At 70.8% G+C, this 16,413-nt stretch carries 16 protein-coding genes; 7 read left to right on the forward strand and 9 right to left on the reverse strand.

All coding sequences use genetic code 11. From position 1 onward, the window contains the following. Positions 1 to 24: 24 nt before the first annotated feature. The 3 genes from ACWEIJ_RS41680 to ACWEIJ_RS41690 all read right to left on the reverse strand — a co-directional run bounded on the left by ACWEIJ_RS41680 (position 25) and on the right by ACWEIJ_RS41690 (position 1,792). On the reverse strand, positions 25 to 528 hold the full coding sequence (locus ACWEIJ_RS41680; RefSeq protein WP_449842822.1) for an RICIN domain-containing protein: 504 nt from the start codon (positions 526 to 528) through the stop codon (positions 25 to 27). A 213-nt stretch (positions 529 to 741) separates the two neighbouring features. Beyond that, a complete protein-coding gene (locus ACWEIJ_RS41685; protein ID WP_449842823.1) occupies positions 742 to 1,188 on the reverse strand; it encodes a hypothetical protein in 447 nt (148 codons plus the stop codon). Between the two features lie 43 nt (positions 1,189 to 1,231). Then, positions 1,232 to 1,792, reverse strand: coding sequence for a hypothetical protein (locus ACWEIJ_RS41690; RefSeq protein WP_449842824.1), 561 nt, complete (start codon positions 1,790 to 1,792; stop codon positions 1,232 to 1,234). An 80-nt stretch (positions 1,793 to 1,872) separates the two neighbouring features. Here ACWEIJ_RS41690 and ACWEIJ_RS41695 point away from each other — a divergent pair, with 80 nt between their 5' ends. Then, complete coding sequence (locus tag ACWEIJ_RS41695) at positions 1,873 to 2,541, forward strand: response regulator transcription factor (RefSeq protein WP_449842825.1); 669 nt, start codon at positions 1,873 to 1,875, stop codon at positions 2,539 to 2,541. Further along, positions 2,538 to 3,806, forward strand: coding sequence for a sensor histidine kinase (locus ACWEIJ_RS41700; protein WP_449842826.1), 1,269 nt, complete (start codon positions 2,538 to 2,540; stop codon positions 3,804 to 3,806). The genes ACWEIJ_RS41695 and ACWEIJ_RS41700 overlap by 4 nt, the downstream gene beginning before the upstream one ends. 7 nt (positions 3,807 to 3,813) lie before the next feature. On the opposite strand, the gene ACWEIJ_RS41705 is transcribed toward ACWEIJ_RS41700, so the two are convergent. The 3 genes from ACWEIJ_RS41705 to ACWEIJ_RS41715 form a co-directional block, all read right to left on the reverse strand. Continuing rightward, complete coding sequence (locus tag ACWEIJ_RS41705; protein ID WP_449842827.1) at positions 3,814 to 4,707, reverse strand: neutral zinc metallopeptidase; 894 nt, start codon at positions 4,705 to 4,707, stop codon at positions 3,814 to 3,816. Between the two features lie 17 nt (positions 4,708 to 4,724). Beyond that, positions 4,725 to 5,963 carry a neutral zinc metallopeptidase gene (locus tag ACWEIJ_RS41710; RefSeq protein WP_449842828.1) on the reverse strand — a complete coding sequence of 413 codons (1,239 nt, stop codon included), beginning with the start codon at positions 5,961 to 5,963 and terminating at the stop codon, positions 4,725 to 4,727. Between the two features lie 127 nt (positions 5,964 to 6,090). Next, entirely contained in the window at positions 6,091 to 7,125 is a 1,035-nt protein-coding gene (locus ACWEIJ_RS41715; protein ID WP_449842829.1) for a neutral zinc metallopeptidase, read from the reverse strand. Positions 7,126 to 7,623: 498 nt separating this feature from the next. On the opposite strand from ACWEIJ_RS41715, the gene ACWEIJ_RS41720 reads away from it, so the two are divergent. The 4 genes from ACWEIJ_RS41720 to nudC are packed head-to-tail and all read left to right on the forward strand — an operon-like array spanning position 7,624 to position 12,902. Then, positions 7,624 to 9,249, forward strand: coding sequence for a DUF2207 domain-containing protein (locus tag ACWEIJ_RS41720; RefSeq protein ID WP_449842830.1), 1,626 nt, complete (start codon positions 7,624 to 7,626; stop codon positions 9,247 to 9,249). A gap of 19 nt (positions 9,250 to 9,268) precedes the next feature. Further along, positions 9,269 to 10,552, forward strand: a complete 1,284-nt coding sequence (locus ACWEIJ_RS41725) for a M16 family metallopeptidase (RefSeq protein ID WP_449842831.1) — start codon at positions 9,269 to 9,271, stop codon at positions 10,550 to 10,552. Further along, entirely contained in the window at positions 10,549 to 11,952 is a 1,404-nt protein-coding gene (locus ACWEIJ_RS41730; RefSeq protein ID WP_449842832.1) for a M16 family metallopeptidase, read from the forward strand. The genes ACWEIJ_RS41725 and ACWEIJ_RS41730 overlap by 4 nt, the downstream gene beginning before the upstream one ends. Further along, positions 11,949 to 12,902, forward strand: a complete 954-nt coding sequence (nudC, locus tag ACWEIJ_RS41735) for an NAD(+) diphosphatase (protein WP_449842833.1) — start codon at positions 11,949 to 11,951, stop codon at positions 12,900 to 12,902. Before ACWEIJ_RS41730 ends, nudC begins: the two co-directional genes overlap by 4 nt. On the opposite strand, the gene ACWEIJ_RS41740 is transcribed toward nudC, so the two are convergent. Both ACWEIJ_RS41740 and ACWEIJ_RS41745 read right to left on the reverse strand, forming a co-directional pair. Continuing rightward, complete coding sequence (locus ACWEIJ_RS41740) at positions 12,889 to 13,632, reverse strand: NmrA family NAD(P)-binding protein (protein WP_449842834.1); 744 nt, start codon at positions 13,630 to 13,632, stop codon at positions 12,889 to 12,891. The genes nudC and ACWEIJ_RS41740 overlap by 14 nt on opposite strands. After that, positions 13,629 to 14,834, reverse strand: coding sequence for an FAD-dependent monooxygenase (locus tag ACWEIJ_RS41745; RefSeq protein WP_449842835.1), 1,206 nt, complete (start codon positions 14,832 to 14,834; stop codon positions 13,629 to 13,631). Before ACWEIJ_RS41745 ends, ACWEIJ_RS41740 begins: the two co-directional genes overlap by 4 nt. 56 nt (positions 14,835 to 14,890) lie before the next feature. On the opposite strand from ACWEIJ_RS41745, the gene ACWEIJ_RS41750 reads away from it, so the two are divergent. After that, positions 14,891 to 15,358, forward strand: a complete 468-nt coding sequence (locus tag ACWEIJ_RS41750; RefSeq protein ID WP_449842836.1) for a MarR family winged helix-turn-helix transcriptional regulator — start codon at positions 14,891 to 14,893, stop codon at positions 15,356 to 15,358. Here the strand turns inward: ACWEIJ_RS41750 and ACWEIJ_RS41755 are convergent. Then, the gene (locus ACWEIJ_RS41755) at positions 15,347 to 16,366 is read right to left on the reverse strand and encodes a DUF2399 domain-containing protein (protein ID WP_449842837.1); all 1,020 of its coding nucleotides are present in this window, start codon (positions 16,364 to 16,366) and stop codon (positions 15,347 to 15,349) included. The two genes, ACWEIJ_RS41750 and ACWEIJ_RS41755, sit on opposite strands and share 12 nt — an antisense overlap. Positions 16,367 to 16,413: the final 47 nt, after the last annotated feature.

Here is a 16,413-nt window from a genome sequence, read left to right on the forward strand (position 1 = left end):
GGCGGGCACCCGTTGCTCATCGGATCAGCCGGCGGTGAAACCCCACGCCTGGTCCACGTAGGCCGCGCATTCGGACTGCACCAGCTGGGTGCCGTCGCTGTTCCCGCGAACGATCAGGCACTTGCGGCTGTTGACGTTCTGCAACCAGTACCAGCCGCTGCTGTAGGTGTAGAGCTGCCAGTACTGGTCTGCGTAGTCCAGGCACTGGAACTGGACGGCGGGCGCCTCGTTGTCGGAGCCGCGGACGAGCAGGCACTTGCCGCTGTTCGCGTTGACGAGCTGATACCGCGCTCCGCCCTTGTCGACGAAGCCCCACTTCTGGTCGTTGTAGTTGAGGCACTGGAACTGGACGACGGGCTGGCCGTCGGCACCACCCTGGGACAGCGCACATTTTCCGCTGTTCCCGTTCTGCATCCAGTAGATGGCCGAGGCCGTCATGTCCAGCTGCACCGGAGCAGCCTTCCCCGGCAATGCGGTCGCCGGTCGGGCGTTGGCCGGTGCAACGGCGCCGAGCAGCGCGAGCGCCATTCCGAGAAATGCGGTCGCGATTCTATTTCTTGCACGCATAAAAGAATCCCCCATGCTGAGTAAAGGTGTAACGGCAGCATCGGCTGCTTTTCGAATTACCCTTGTCCCCAGTGCGGACCTGCGATGTCCCCCACGCCCGGTCCGAGACTCACGATATTGCTGAACCCTATTGCGCGAAAGGGGCTGAACGGAGGAGGCGGTTGCTCGCGAAGATTATTCCGCGCCGCGGGGAACTGGCAGCACCGCGGGTGCGCGCAGTGGCGCATAGCGGAAGAGGAATGCGTAGAAGCCGCCCGCCAGCGCTGCGAGGCACAGCAGCAGTGCGGTGAGGCGGCGTCCGACCGGCGGTCCGGTGGGTACCGAGGAGGCGGAGGACACCATGTCCTCGCCGGTGTTCACGACTTCGAGGGTCTCGCCCTTGCGGTGGCCGCAGCCGTCCAGCATGGCCTGCTTCTTCTCACCGTTCGCGTCCCACTCGACCTTGTCCGTGCCCTGGCCGCACGAACCGGTCTCGACGACGGTCGCGGTCACGGGTCTCGGGGGTGCTTCGGCGCCCAGCACCTTGGCGGGCGCCAGCAGCGCGACCGCGACCCCGATCCCGACCAGTCCGACGACCAGCAGGATGAACACCCATCTGTTCGGGCTTCGCGGAACCGCCACACTGCGATGTTCGCAGACGCGGCGGTCCGCGTGGAGCCCAGGTTTACTTCGGCAGCTGGCGCAGCTGCTCGACCTTGACGGTCTTGCCGTCGGACACCGTTCCGGTCACGGCCACGAGGTCGCCGTTCTTCGGCTTCTCGTTGACGCTCGACAGGTCCAGCGGCGTCTGCAGGCCGTCGACCTGCACCAACGTGGCGTTGTTGCCGTTGACGTCCTTGATCGTGCCCTGCTCGTGCGCCTTGGCCAGCGCCACGTTCAGCGCCTTGCCGTCCTTCACGCGCACGGTCACGCGCTGCTCGGCCTTGAGCCCGTTGAGGTCACCGCCGCGCAGCTTCGTCGAGCCGTCAGTGGTCAACGACACTTCGCTGCCGTCGTCCTTGATGATGTTGAGCTTGCCGGACTCGACCGACTTCACCCGCCCGACGACGAGCGTGCCGCCCTTGGGGTTCGCCTTGCCGGGGTGGCCGGGCTTGCCGGGGTGGCGCTCCGCGAACGCCGCGGGCGGGCCGGAGGAGTTGTCGGCCGCCGTCGCGACCGCGATGCCGCCGACGGTGAGTCCGGCGGCCGCGACGATGGCGCCGGCCCACGCAGATTTCTTCGACATGGGGTCGAGGATGCGCGCGCAATCTGAGCGTGAGCTGAAGGCGAGTCGCCCGAACGCCGGATGATCAGCAGAATGAGGAGGTGTCCGCCAGGGTGTTGGTGATCGAGGACGCCGAGGCGATCGGCGCCGCGGTGTCGTCCGCGTTGCGCGAGTCCGGGTTCGAAGTGCAGCACCGGCTGGACGGGCGCCAGCTGGAGAACGACCTGGGCCGCTTCCGGCCCGACCTGGTCGTGCTCGACGTGATGCTGCCCGGCCGGGACGGCTTCCAGCTGCTCGAGGTGATTCGGCGGTCTTCCGGCGCCGGTGTGGTCATGCTGACCGCGCGGGACGCCGTTCCCGACCGGTTGCGCGGCCTGTCCGGTGGCGCTGACGACTACGTCGGCAAACCGTTCGTGCTGGCAGAGCTGGTGGCACGGGTGTCGGCCGTGCTGCGCAGGCTCGGCCGGACGCCGTCCACCGTGCAGGTCGGCGACCTGGTGGTGGACGCCGACGCCGGCGTCGTCATGCGCGCCGACCAGGCCATCGAGCTGACCGCCACCGAGCTGCGGCTGCTGGTGTACCTGGCCGCCCAGCGCGGGCGGGTGGTGTCCAAGACGCAGATCCTGACCGCGGTGTGGGGGTACGAGGACTACGACCCCAACCTGGTCGAGGTCCACATCAGCGCGGTGCGGCGGAAGCTGGAGGAGCACGGGCCTCGGTTGGTGCACACCGTGCGCGGCCTCGGGTACGTGTTGCGGGCCGAGGAATGAACCTCCGCACGGTCTCGCTGCGGCGCCGGGTCGCCGTTTCGGTGCTGCTGGTGCTGTTCCTGGTGCTGGTCGCGCTGGTCATCTCCGTCGACAGGACGTTCGAGGGACTGTCCAACCGGGACGTCGACGGGACGCTCAGGGACGCCGAGACGCGAGCGGTGCAGGCGTTGATGCACGGCACCCCGCCGCGGGAGGTCGTGCGTCAGCTGACCAAGCGGAACGTGCACGTGACGATCGAGCTGCCGAACGGGACCACGGTCGGTACCGCGCCCGAAGAGGGGCCGTACCAGCGGAAGGTCCGCAACGTCGGTGCCAACAGGGTCACGTTCTACGCGGACACCGAGGCCATCTCACAGGCTCAGGTCCGGTTGCGGAAGATCCTGCTGATGCTGGGGCTCGGGGCGATCGTCGTCACCGGGCTGTTGATGATCGTCGTGGTGCGGCGGGCGTTGGCGCCGTTGGACGCCATGACGTCGTTGGCTCAGGCCATTGCCGCTGGGCACCGAGGTGGGCGGTTGAACCCCTCTCGCACGGACACCGAGCTCGGGCGGACCGCCGCGGCGTTCGACGGGATGCTGGATTCGCTGGAGGGGTCGGAGCAGCGGACTCGGCGGTTCGTCGCCGATGCCGCTCATGAGCTGCGCACGCCCATCACCGGCGTGCAGGCGGTGGCCGAGGCTCTGGTGCAGGCGCCGGTGGACTCGCCTGACCGGGACCAGATGTCGTTCCTGCTGGTCCGGGAGGCGCGGCGGGCCGGACGGCTGGTCGACGACCTGCTGGCGCTGGCCCAGCTGGACGCCGGGTACGAGATGCAGCGGGAACCCGTGGACCTCATGGGACTGGCCGAGGCCGAGGTGGCCCGGACCCGCTACGTCGCGCCTGACTTCGACATCGCCGCCGACGGGGTGCCGGTCACCGTGATCGGGGACGGGCAGCGGCTGGCCCAGGTGCTGGCCAACCTGGTCGACAACGCCCGGCAGGCCACCGGGCCCGCCGGGACCGTCCGGATCTCGGTGGATGCGGGCGGGCTCACCGTTTCCGACAACGGGCCAGGGGTGCCCGACGCGGAACGGGAGCGGATCTTCGATCGGTTGGTCCGGCTGGACGACGCCCGGGACCGGCGGTCGGGCGGGTCCGGGCTGGGACTGGCCATCGCTCGCGGGGTGGTGCGGGCTCATGGCGGCGACCTGGTCTGCCTGCCTTCTGAGGGCGGGGCGGTCTTCCGGGTTTCGCTGCCCGTGGTCGGCCCCGCGGCCGGAGCCTGAACGGCGGTCAGGCGACCGCTTTCGCCGGTGCCGCGAACGTGTTGCAGGCCGTGGTCGAGTTCGACTTGAAGCCCGCGACCGCCCACTGGGCCTGGTTCGTGGCTGAGCCGTGGGCGTTGTTCTCGGGCTTCTCCTCGACCGCGTACTGGAAGTCCTCCTCGGCCTGGCGGGCCAGCAGGGCGGAGATGGAGCCCTTGCCCGCCGCGCTGGTGAGGAACATGCCCGCGAAGCAGTTGGCCTGCAGTTCGATGCGGCGCGACATCTCCAGGCCGGCCGGCGTCTTGTCGCCCGCGTCGGTGATCTTCAGGTCGGCGGCGCGGAGCAGGCCGGTCATGGCCTGGACGTGGTGGCCGTACTCGTGGGCCAGCGTGGCCAGGTGGGTGGCCGGGGCGTCGCCGCCGCCGTTGTCGCGCAGGCGCGAGGTGGGCATGTAGATCGTGCGGTTGCGGCCGCAGTAGTAGGCGACCGCGTGGTCGGATTCCGGCGCCGCGCCGCACGGGCCGTCCTTGAGGATCGGGGCGGCGTCCAGGGAGGGCTTCTCGAAGGGCAGGTTCACCGACGTCAGGAGTGGGCCCCAGGCCGTGTCGAGGCACTCGAGGCCCGCGGCGTAGTAGGCGGCCAGCTGCCGGTCCGAGATGCCGAACGGGGGCAGGGTGCAGGTGATCGGGGTCAGCGACGCCGGCGTCGTGAGGAACGGGTGGTCCGCCAGGCGGTAGACCGCGCGGGGACGCACCGGGGTCGAGGGTTCGGTCGGCGGGGACGTGGCCGGGCGGGAGCCCGCCAGGGCGTGCCCGTTCAGGACTCTGGGGCGGCTCAGTTGACCGATTCCGAGGACGAAGGCGACCACCAGCACGAAGACTGCCCCGAGGACGACCGGGCTGTTCCTGGCTGGTTGGGTCACGTCGGCACCTTTCGGGGCTAGGAGACTGAGCCTGCGTCCGCTGCCCAGGTGTTGCACTCGGACGCCTTGTTCGAGCGGTAGCCGCGGTCCACCCAGTTCGCGTTGTTCTCGGGTGTGCCGTGGTCCTTGGTCGGATAGATGTCGTAGTCGCCGCGGTTGCCCGCGTCGGTCAGGCCTACTCGGATCACGTCCATCGGTACTGCGCCGTGCGAGAAGGACGCCAGGGTCATACCGCCGAAGCAGGTGGCCTGCAGCTCCATCCGGCGGTTCAGGTCGAGGCCCTTCGGAGTATCCCACCCTCCGGCGTCGTACTGCGCGCGGTCCGACGCTTTGAGCATCCCGGTGAGCCATTGGATGTGGTGGCCGTACTCGTGGGAGAGCTGGCCCAGGTACTTGCCGGGGTGGTTCGGGTTGTTCGGGTTGCGCTCCGCGGCGTAGGCGTTGGCGGTCCAGTAGATGCCGCCCTGGCAGTAGCGCGCGGTCTGGTCCGGGCGGACGGTGCCGCACGGGTACTGCATGGTCTCGGTGACGATGTGCAGCTCGACCGGCTGGTAGGGGAGGTTGGCGGCCGCCAGCGCCGGCTTCCACATGCTCTCGATGCACGGGAGTGCGGCGCGCAGGAAGCGGTCTTGGCCCTCCGGCGAGTAGTCCATGGCGGGCAGCGGGCAGCCGCTGATCGAGTTCGCGCCGAAGTTCGGCTTCAGGAACGGGTGGTCGGCCAGGGCGTAGACGGCCTTCGGGCCCGCCTGGGTCGCCGGGGCCGACGGCGCGCTGGAGGCCGAGGAACGCGACGGGGCCGTGGTGGACGTCGGAGTCTCGGTGGTGGTCGTGTAGGTGTAGGTCGGGCTGTAGGTCGTGTAGTTCTGGTAGCCCGCGTCCTTCACCTTGCTGTTCAGGGTGGCCGCGAAAACGCCGACCGCGCCGAGGCCGAGGATGACGACGCCGCCGAGGATCAGCGCGATGATCGGGCCGTTGCTCTTCTTGCGCGGCGGCATCTGCGGGTACGGCGCGTAGCCGGGCTGGTAGCCACCGGGCGGTGGGCCCCACAACGGTTGCGGGGGCGGCATGACCTGGCCCGGTGGAGGCGGCGGAGGGCCGTACTGGGGGTACTGGGGACGCGGCGGGGCCTGCGGCGGCATGCCGTACGGGGGTGGTGGCGGACCTTGGGGCGGACGCTGGCCCAGCGGTGCGGGCATCGGCGGAGGGCCGACCGGGCGTGGCGGCGGCCAGTTGCCCGGTGGCGGTGGTTGCGTCATCGCCTGAGATCCCCCCATTGGTGAGCCAGGGTCGGGTACGAGCATAGGCGGAGCGAGATCACGCGTCCCCCGACCGGGCTAACGCGTCCCGTCCACGTCAGTGAGACGCGCGGGCCGGGGGATCGGTTCACGACACCTCGGCCGAACTCGCGGCCCACGTGTTGCAGGCCTTGATGTCGTTCTGCTTGTGGCCTTGCATGACCCAACGCGCGTTGTTGTTCGCATTGCCGTGGTCTGGCGTGCGGTTGTAGTCACCGCGTTGGCTCGCGTCCGACAGACCGGTGTTCACGACGTCCATCGGCACGACGTTCTTGTGCGAGAACGGGGCCAGCGTCATACCGCCGAAGCAGGTGGCCTGGAGTTCCTTCCTGCGGTTGAGTTCGAGACCCTTCCGGGTGTCGAAGCCGCCCGCGTCGTACTGGGCGTCGCCGGCCGCCCGCAGGAAGCCGGCCAGCCACTGGATGTGGTGGCCGTACTCGTGGCTGACCTGGCCGAGGTACACGCCTGGGTGCCGGACCGTCGAACCGCCCTCGTTGGCGTAGTAGTTGCCCGGCCAGTAGATGACGCCCTGGCAGTACATCGCCGTCACGTCGTTGCGCCGCGAGCCGCACGGCGTCTGCACGGTCCCGGTGAACACGTGCAGCTCGACCGGCTGGTACGGCAGGTTGGCCGCCTTCATCGCGGGCTGCCACGCCTTTTCGATGCACGGCAACGCGGCCGAGAGGAACCGTTCCTCGCCCGCCGGGTTGTACTCCATGTTCGGCAGCGGGCACGACGCGAAGTCGTTGGCGCCGACCCCGGTGCTGAAGATCGGGTGGTCGGCGAGCTTGTAGACCGCCTTCGGGCCAGCGGGGGTCGTCGGCGTGCTCGACGTCCGCGTCGACGAGGTGCGGGTGGACGCGGTTGTGGTGGTCGTCGTGGCCGTCGTTGTTGTCGTGTAGGTGTAGGTCGGGCTGTAGGTCGTGTAGTTCTGGTAGCCCGCGTCCTTCACCTTGCTGTTGAAGCTGGCCGCGAAGACGCCTACCGCGCCCAGGCCGAGGATCACGACGCCGCCGAGGACCAGGGCGAGGATGGGGCCGTTGCTGCTCTTGCGTTGCAGCGGCATCTGCGGGTACGGCGCGAAGGCCGGCTGCCGGCCCCAGGTGGGCTGGGGCGGTGGCATCACCGGGCATGGTGGGGGCAGGGGAGCGCGGCCGGGTGGCGGACCGTACGGCGGCTGAGGCATCACCGGACGCGGTGGGGGCAGCGGAGCACCGCCGGGCGGCGGACCGTACGGCGACGGAGGCGGCCCCATTGGAGACGAGCCCGCGGGCGGCGGACCCACCGGTGGCGGGCCTGCGGGCGGCGGACTCATCGGCGGTGGGCCTGCGGGCGGCGGACTCATCGGTGGAGAGCCCACAGGTGGCCGGCCCATGGGCGGCGAGCTCATCGGCGGCGGCCCGACGGGTGCCGGGCGCATGTCGGGTGGTGGGCCCTGAGCAGGGCGCGGAGGCATCGGCGGGCCGTACGGCGGTGGCGCGGGCACGGGTGGTGGGCCTACCGGGCGTGGCGGCGGCCAGTTGCCCGGTGGCGGTGGTTGCGTCATCGCCGAAAATCCCCCAGATGGCGTCTGTTCGAAAGTCCGCCGGAGCATATGAGGACTCCGCTATTGTCCGCAGCCGTGTTGAAGAACTGGGGAGCGGCGATCTTCGTCGCGGCCGCGCTGACCGCAGTCATGACCTCTGGGACGGCTGTTGGCGCGCTCGCGCAGCCGCTTCCCGGGACCGTCAGCACCGAGGTCCGGATGAAGCTGGAGCGCGACGCGAAGCTGTCCGTCACCGAGACCGTGCACGTGCCGGACGGCAAGACCGTGAAGCGGACCGTCCCCTTGCGACTCGCGGTGGGCAACGACCTGGAGCGCAAGTACCAGGTCGTCGACGCGCGGGTCGAGGGCAAGGGCAGTGCGAGCGTCGATGACGACAAGTTCACCACGACGTTCGAGGGCGGCCAGGCCACGCTGACCTACACCGTCGTCGGTGCGGTCGCGCCGGTCGGTGACGCGCTGGAGGTGCGCTGGCAGGTCGCGGGCGGCTGGGACACCGAGCTCGACAAGGTCGCCGTCACGTTCTCCGCGCCCGACTCGCCGACGTCGGTCAACTGCCTCGCCGGACCGGTCGGGTCGTCGCAGCCGTGCACGAGCGCGGACCTCGCGGACGGCAAGGGTGTGCGGGCGCAGGAGATCAAGCTCGGCGTCGGGGAACGGGTCGACGTCGCGATCGGACTGTCCGCGGGGGTAGTGCCGCCGAACGCCGTGGTGGTCGAGCAGTCCGGGCTGGCCGCCGCGTTCGCGTTGACACCGGTCAGCGGGATCGCGCTCGGCGGGCTGCTGGTGCTGCTGCTCGGCGGCGTCGCGCTGCTGTGGTACCTGCGCGGCCGGGACGCGGCGGCGCTCGCGAGCGAGGTGGGCGCGGTGAGCGTCCTGGTGCGCGACCAGAACGACCGGGTCGCGTTCGCCTCACCCGACGGCGTGCTGCCCGGCCAGGTCGGCACGGTCGTCGACGAGCACGTGGACGTGGTCGACGTGACCGCCACGGTGATCGACCTCGCGGTCCGCAACTACCTGTGGATCACCGAGGTGGACGGTCACGACTGGCAGATCGTGCGCCGCAACCCGGCCGACGCCTCGCTGTCCGGGTACGAGAAGGCCGTCTACGAAGCCCTTCTGCCGCAGGGCGTCGCCGCCGTGTCGGTGGCCGAGCTGCGCAGCCGGCGGATCGACCTCGCCGGGGTCCGCGACGAGCTGTACGCGGACGTCGTCGAGAAGCGCTGGTTCGTGCGCCGCCCCGACGCCGAGCGCAGCCTGTTCTGGTGGGTCGGCATCGCGATCGCGGTGCTGGGCGTCGCCGCCACGGTCGTGCTGGCGCTGACGATCGGCAACGCGCTGTTCGGGCTCGCGGTCGCGGTCGGTGGTGTCGCGCTCGCGTTCGGTGCGCGGTCGATGCCCGCCCGCACGAGGCGCGGCAGCGAGCTGCTGGAGCACGTCCGGGGGCTGCGCGGGTACCTGCACGGCGTGACGCAGGACGACATCCCCGAGGCCGACCGCGAGCTGGTGTTCTCCCGGTCGCTGCCGTACGCGGTGGTGCTCGGCGAGACCGAGGGCTGGCTCACCAAGTTCGGTCAGCAGGACCTCTACTGGTACGGGAACTCGGGAACCGGCACGGACTTCCGCCGGAGCTTCCCGGCGTTCCTCGGGGCGCTCGACGGAGTCCTCGCCCAGGCGGGCCACCTGCGATCGCTCCGGACGTAGAACCCGTAGGCTGGCGCACATGGCCTCACCCGAACTGCACAGGTTCACGTTGCCCAACGGCCTGCGGGTGGTGCTCGCCCCCGACGCCAGCGCACCGGTCGTCGGCGTCAGCGTGCACTACGACGTCGGCTTCCGCTCCGAGCCGGAAGGACGCACCGGCTTCGCGCACCTGTTCGAGCATCTGATGTTCCAGGGCAGCGAAAGCCTGGAGAAGCTGGCCCACTTCCGGCATGTGCAGTCGTCGGGCGGCACGTTCAACGGGTCGACGCACCCGGACTACACCGACTACTACCAGGTGCTGCCGAGCGCGGCGCTGGAGCGGGCGCTGTTCCTCGAAGCCGACCGCATGCGCGCGCCGAAGATCACCGAGGAGAACCTCCGCAACCAGATCGACGTGGTGAAGGAGGAGATCAGGCTCAACGTGCTGAACCGCCCGTACGGCGGGTTCCCGTGGATCCTCCTGCCGCCGGTGCTGTTCAAGACGTTCGCCAACGCGCACAACGGCTACGGCGACTTCGTCGACCTGGAGAGCGCCACGGTCGACGACTGCGCGGAGTTCTTCGACACCTACTACTCGCCGTCCAACGCCGTGCTGACCGTCGCCGGCGACCTCGACATCGAGACCACGAAGGCGTTGGTGGAGAAGCACTTCGGCGACGTGCCCGCGCGGCCGAAGCCGGAGCGGCCCTCGTTCGCCGAGCCCGCGCCGCAGGGCGAGGTGCGTCACGAGCACGCCGACGCGCTGGCCCCGCTGCCCGCGATCGCGATCGGCTACCGCGTGCCGGACCCCGTCACCGACGTCGACGGCTACCTCGCGTACCTGGTGCTGGCGGGCGTGCTCACCGACGGCGACAGCTCGCGCCTGCAGCAGCGCCTGGTGCACCGCGAGGGCATCGTGATCGACCTGAACGCCGGCTGCGGCCTGTTCGGGCCGCTGGAGGCCCGCGACCCGGACACGTTCAGCATCACCGCGATCCACCGCGCCGACGTCCCCGCGGACCAGGTCGTCGCGGCCATCGACGAGGAGCTGCAGAAGCTCGCGCAGGAGCCGCCGTCGGCCGAGGAGCTCGCCAAGGTCACGGCCCGCTGGGCGTCGACCATGCACAAGGAGCACGACCGGCTCACCAACCGCACGCTGGGCCTCGGTTCCGCGGAGCTGCTGTTCGGCCGCGCCGAGCTGATCTACGAACTGCCCCAGCGGATCGCGTCGGTGACCGTGGACGAGGTGTCCGCCGCGGCCAAGGCGCTGCGTCCCGACGCCCGCGCACTTCTTCTCGTCAAGCCCACCGGAGGAGCTCAGTGACCGCCGCCAAGACCCACCGATCGGCCGAGGAGATCGGGCGCACCGAGGTCGGTCCGCGCCCGCTGCCCGCGCTGGGTGTGCAGAAGGCGGCCGCCGAGCTGTCCACTGTGGACACCGTGCTGCCCAACGGCCTGCGCGTCATCGCGATCCGCCGCGCCACCGTGCCGATGGTCGAGGTGCGGCTGCGCGTCCCCTTCGCGGACCCGGCCTCCTCCAGCACCGGCTCGCACCACTCGGCGCAGGCCGAGGTGCTCGCGAACACCGTGCTGACCGGCACCGCGACCCGCTCCCGCGTGCAGATCGACACCGAACTGGCGCTCGTCGGCGGCGAGCTCGACGCCGTGGTCGACCCGGAGCGCCTGAGCTTCACCGGCAACGCGCTGGCCAGCGGTCTCGGCACCGTGCTGGACGTGCTGCGCGACGTGCTGACGTCCGCGTCGTACCCGGCGGAGGAGCTGGAGCGCGAGCAGGCCCGCCTGGTCGAACGCATCGCGCTCGCCCGCTCCCAGCCGAGCGTGATCGCGCGCGAGGCGTTGCAGAAGCTGCTCTACGGCGACCACCCGTACGCCAAGGAGATGCCGGAGGCTGAGGAGGTCGCCGCCGTCACCCGTGACGACGTGCTGGCGTTGCACCGCAAGGCGCTGCTGCCGCGCGGCTCGGTCCTCGTGGTCGTCGGCGACGTCGAACCGGCGGAGGCCGTCGCGCAGATCGGCGAGGCGCTCGACGCGTGGCAGGGCGAGGGCGAGGCCGTGCAGCTGCCGCCGTTGCCCGAGGTCAAGGGTGGCGACGTGCTGCTGGTGCACCGCGCCGGTGCCGTGCAGTCGCAGATCCGTCTTGCCGCGCAGGCGATCCCGCGCACCGACGAGCGCTACCCGGCGCTGCAGATCGCGAACCTGGTCTACGGCGGGTTCTTCTCGTCGCGGCTGGTCGAGAACATCCGCGAGGACAAGGGCTACACCTACAGCGCCCGTTCGCACCCCGAGTTCACCGTCCACGGCGCCACGCTGCTCGTCGACGCGGACACGGCGTCCGACGTGACGGCGGCGGCGCTGCTGGAGACCCGCTACGAGCTCGCGCGGCTCGGCCTCGTGCCGCCGTCGGAGTCCGAAGTGGACGTCGCCCGCAGCTACGCGATCGGCACCTTGCTCACCACGACCTCGTCGCAGTCCGGCCTGGCCTCGTTCCTGGTGAACCTCGTCGCGCTCGGCCTCGGGGTCGACTGGCTCGTGTCGCACCCGCAGCGGCTGCAGGCGGTCACGCCGGAGCAGGTCGCGGCGGCGGCGCTGGAGTTCTTCGCCCCCGGCAACTTCACCGGCGTGCTGGTCGGTGACGCCGAGACGTTGAAGCCGAAGCTGGCCGCGCTGGGTGGGATCGATTTGGGTGGGGTCTCGTTCCGGTGAGCTTCGATCTGGTCGCACTGCCGGCGCTCTCGCGGACCGAGATCGACCGGACCGAGCCGTTGCGCGGCGACGAGGAGAAGCTCGCCGCGCTCTGGCCCAAGGCCCGGATGATCGTCGTCGACACGCGCGGCCGGACGCTCGTGGCCGACCGGGGCACGCGCCTGGTCGACCGGCCGGCCGTGGAGTTCGGAGATCAGCCGCCCGTGAACGCCGTCCTGCTGGGTGAGCAGGACGGCGTGGCCTGGTTCGCCGTGCTGATGCCGGTCGAGGAGGACGAGCGGGTCCCGGTCGGTCGTTCCTGGGTCGCGCCGGAGCTGACCGACGAACCGCAGTGGCTCGACCTGCGGCAGTCCGGCGCGACGCTGGACGACAGGTCCGCGGGGCTCTTCACGACCGCGGCGGCGCTGTTCCAGTGGCACCGGCTCGGCAAGTACTGCGCCAAGTGCGGCGCGCGGACCGTGCTGGAGAAGTCGGGCTGGGTCAGCGTCTGCTCCGGCTGTGAACGCGAGGAGTACCCCCGCACCGACGCCGCGGTGATCTGCCTGGTCCACGACGGTGCGGACCAGGTGCTGCTGGCCCGCGGACCGGAGTGGCCGGAAGGCCGGTTCTCCGTGCTCGCCGGGTTCGTGGAGGCCGGCGAGTCGCTGGAGTCCTGTGTGGAGCGCGAGATCGCCGAGGAGGTCGGCGTGACCGTGCGGGACATCCGGTACCTCGGCTCGCAGCCGTGGCCGTTCCCGCGCTCGCTGATGATCGGCTTCGAGGCCGTGGCGGATCCCGCGGAACCGTTGCGGCCGGCCGACGGCGAGATCGCCGAGGCCAGGTGGGCGACGAGGGCCGATGTGCGCAAGGCGCTGGAGGAGCCCGGCAGCGTGCCGGGGCTCGGGCTCGCCGGTGGCGCGTCGATCGCGTACCGGATGCTGCAGAGCTGGTCCGGGGCTAAGCCTTCCTGACCCAGTCCGCGTAGCCGTGCCAGCCGATCTCGGGGAACTCCGCGTGGAGCTCCCCGAGCTCCAGCTCCAGCCCGACCTCGGCGAAGTACCGGAACATCGCCGCCAGGTCCGGTGAGTAGGCCTCGGCCCGGGACATCGGCACCTCGACGAACTCCGTGCCGCGGATCGCGGCCATCTCCGGACCGGTGAGCCGGTCGCTCGCGATGTCGATGCGGCGGTGGCGGAACCGCTCCGGCTGCTCGAACGCCAGCACGGCCATCGCCGCGATGTCCTCCGGTGCGACGAGGTGCAGCTTCAGCTCCGGCGGGATCGGCAGGACCACCGGACCGGTGGCGCCCATGAACGCCGCCGGGCCGAGGACCGTCCACTGTGGATGGCTTGCCGCCAGGTGGCGTTCGATCTCCGCCTTCGTGTCGAAGTGCGGGATGCCGGTGCTGCGGTCGGCGTTGGTGGCCGAGGTGAAGACCACGTGCCGGACGTGCCGGGCGGCGTCGACGGCGGCTTTGCCCTGCGCCACCTCGCCTTGGCTGCCGAACGGGGTCATCAGGAAGACGCCGTCGACGTCCGCGAACGCCGCGGCCAGCGAGGCCGGGTCGTCGAAGTCGCCGTGGACGTCGTCGGGGTGCGTGGGATTTCGGGTGACGCGGCGGACGTCGTGGCCGCGTTCGGTGAGCAGCCGGGCGACGGCACCGCCCTGGGTGCCGGTCGCTCCGGTCACGGCGATCTTCACGCGGCGATCCTGGAGATGTAGCCGTCCGGGCGGACGGTGGCTTCGAGGCCGTCCAGCGCGATGCTGGTGCCCTTGCCGTCGGACAGGTCGAGACCGGGGACGAACGTGCCGGCCAGCGGGTGGTCGCAGTCCGCGGCGTAGCGGATGTCGGTGCCCTGGATCATCGCGGAGATGCGGGTCCTGACCTCGGGGAGGTCGAGCAGGCCGTCGACGAGCGCGTGCAGTTCGCGGGAGTGCGGGTCGGGGCGGGTGAGGGCGACCTGGGCCATGGTGTTGCGCAGCACGCGTTCCGCGACCGGGTGGCGTTCCGCGGTGTAGGTGTCGATCAGGGCGGAGTCGCCGGTGGCGAGCTTCCAGCCGAGGTTGAGGGCGTCCTGCAGGCCGAGGTTGAGGCCCTGGCCGCCGAACGGCGAGTGGACGTGGGCCGCGTCGCCGGCCAGCAGGACGTTGCCGCGGCGGTAGGTGGTGGCCTGGCGGGTGTTGTCGGTCCAGACCGTCGAGGTGTGCACGGCGGTGATGCGGACGTCGCGGCCGCTCACCCTGCGCAGGGCGGCTTCGAGGGACTCGCGGGTCACGTCACGGGTCGCGGGCGGGCCGTCGAACTCCATCAGCATGATCCGGCCCTTGAGCGGGCCGGAGGCGTACACGCCGGTCGGGGTGCGCTGCCAGCCCCGCGGGAGGTCGCCGTCCAGGTCGACGACGGCCTGGTAGCCGGTGAGGGAGGGGTCGGTGCCGGGGAAGTCGAACCCGGCGAGCTTGCGGACGGCGCTGCGGCCGCCGTCGCAGCCGACGACGTGGTCGGAGCCGAGGTCGAGCGAGGTGACCTCGACCCCGCGGCGGATCTCGACGCCCAGTTCGAGGGCGCGGGCTTCGAGGATCCGTTCGAGGGCCTGCTGGGACAGCATGACCAGCGGCAGACCGTCCAGTTTGAACAGTCCGGCGAAGTGGCCGGTGGAGCCGGTGGGGCGCCAGGCGAGACCGGCGGACTCGGCCTCGCTCGCGGCGTCGATGGCCGGACCGAGGCCGCGCATGGCGAGCATCTGGTACGTGCGGCCGCTGATCATCTGGGCCTTGATGGTGTCGGCCTGGGTGGTGAGGCGTTCGAGCACGGTGGTGCGGACGCCCTGGAGGGCGAGTTCGGTGGCGAGCAGGAGGCCGACAGGGCCTGCGCCGACCACCGTGACGTCTGCGGAAGCTTTCATACTCAACATTTGAGCGTGAAAACGTCTCGAAGTCAAACGTGATTTAGGATGGGGTGATGACCGAGCCGATCTTCTCGTGGCTGTACGTGCAGCAGGGCGTGGACGCGGTGAAGGCCGCGATGGGGCGGCGGATGGAGTCCGAGGCCGGGTGCTCGCTGCTGGAGCACGTGGCGCTCTACCAGCTGTTCCGGGCCGGCGGGCGGTTGCAGATGTCCGAGCTCGTCGAGCTGCTGGACGTGAGCCCGTCCGGCGTCACGCGGCTGATCGAACGGCTGGTCAAGCGCGGCTGGGTCACGCGCGAACAGCCACCGGACAACCGGCGGCTGGTGTACGCCGTGCTGACGCGCGAGGGCGAGGCGGCGTGCCAGGGCGTCACCGCACGCGTGTACCGGGCGGCGGTCGCCGAGGAGTTCACCGGGTTGCTGAACGAGCGCGACCTCGCCGACCTGCGCCGGATCGGGCGCAAGCTGATGGAGGGGCACGGCCGATGGGACGTGAAGAGGTTCGCGCCGTCAGAGGAGTGACGGCAGCACGTGCTCCTCGGTGACCATCAGGCCGGTGGTGGCCATGGTCTCGACCAGATCGGGGTCCCAGCTCGCTTCTTCCGGGCGGGTGTTGAGGGTGGGCAGCTCCACGCCGCGCGCGATCAGCGTGGCCACCGCCTCGCGGTAGTCGGCGGCCGACATCCGCCACGGCGTCCCGCCCGTGTAGGCCAGGATCTCGTTGGCCGCGCGGATGCCGTCGGGCGTGAAGTCGTTGTGGCAGCGGACCGTTCTGCCGTCGAGGTGGTGTTTGGCCTGCGGCGTCAGGCCGTTCGGGAGCACCATCAACGGGCCGGGCACGCCGGACTCCAGCAGCCGCGGGCTGCGGACGACGGTGATCTCCCGCGCTTCGAGGGTGTCGTTGAGCGTCAGGTAGCCCTGCGAGGTGAGCACCGGGTCGCGGTAGGCGTCGGGCAGCACGCCGGAGCGTTCCCAGTCGGTGCCGGCGAGCTGCAACGCCTTCTGCACGATGCGGGTCAGCGGCCGTCCGTCGTCGAGGTCGTTGCCCGCCAACGCGTAGCGCGTCGTCCACCGCCGGGGCTCCGGACGCAGCCGGGCGAGGATCGCCGCGGCCTGGTTCGCGATCATCGGCAACGCCGGCTGCGGGATCTTGCCGTACCTGCGGACGTGCTCGATCCACTCGGCGGCCCAGGGCGCGTTCAGCAGCCCGTGCTCGCGCAGCGCGAACTTCAGCACGGCGTCCGCGGTCGAGGCCTCTTCGCTCGTCGACAGGCCGACCGGCCTGCCGTGCACCGACTCCAGCACCTCGGGCAGGGTGCTGCCGTGCGCGCGGAGGTGCTCGTCCAGGCGCGCCAGCGAGATCTGCCGGCGAGCCGGATGCGCGATCGGTTTGCGCAGCAGTTCGCCGAGTGCCGCGGCGGTACCGGCGTCCTCGACGCGGAAGCTGAACGCCGAACGTCCGCCGCCCTCCATCGTCTCGCGCGCGAGGCGCCAGAACTCGGTCAGTTCGGGACGGTCGTACTCGATCACGAGGTCAAACATAGGCCTTGGCATGCTGAAGCGTCGTCGCAGGCATC

It is taken from the genome of Lentzea sp. NPDC004789 (assembly GCF_053601075.1).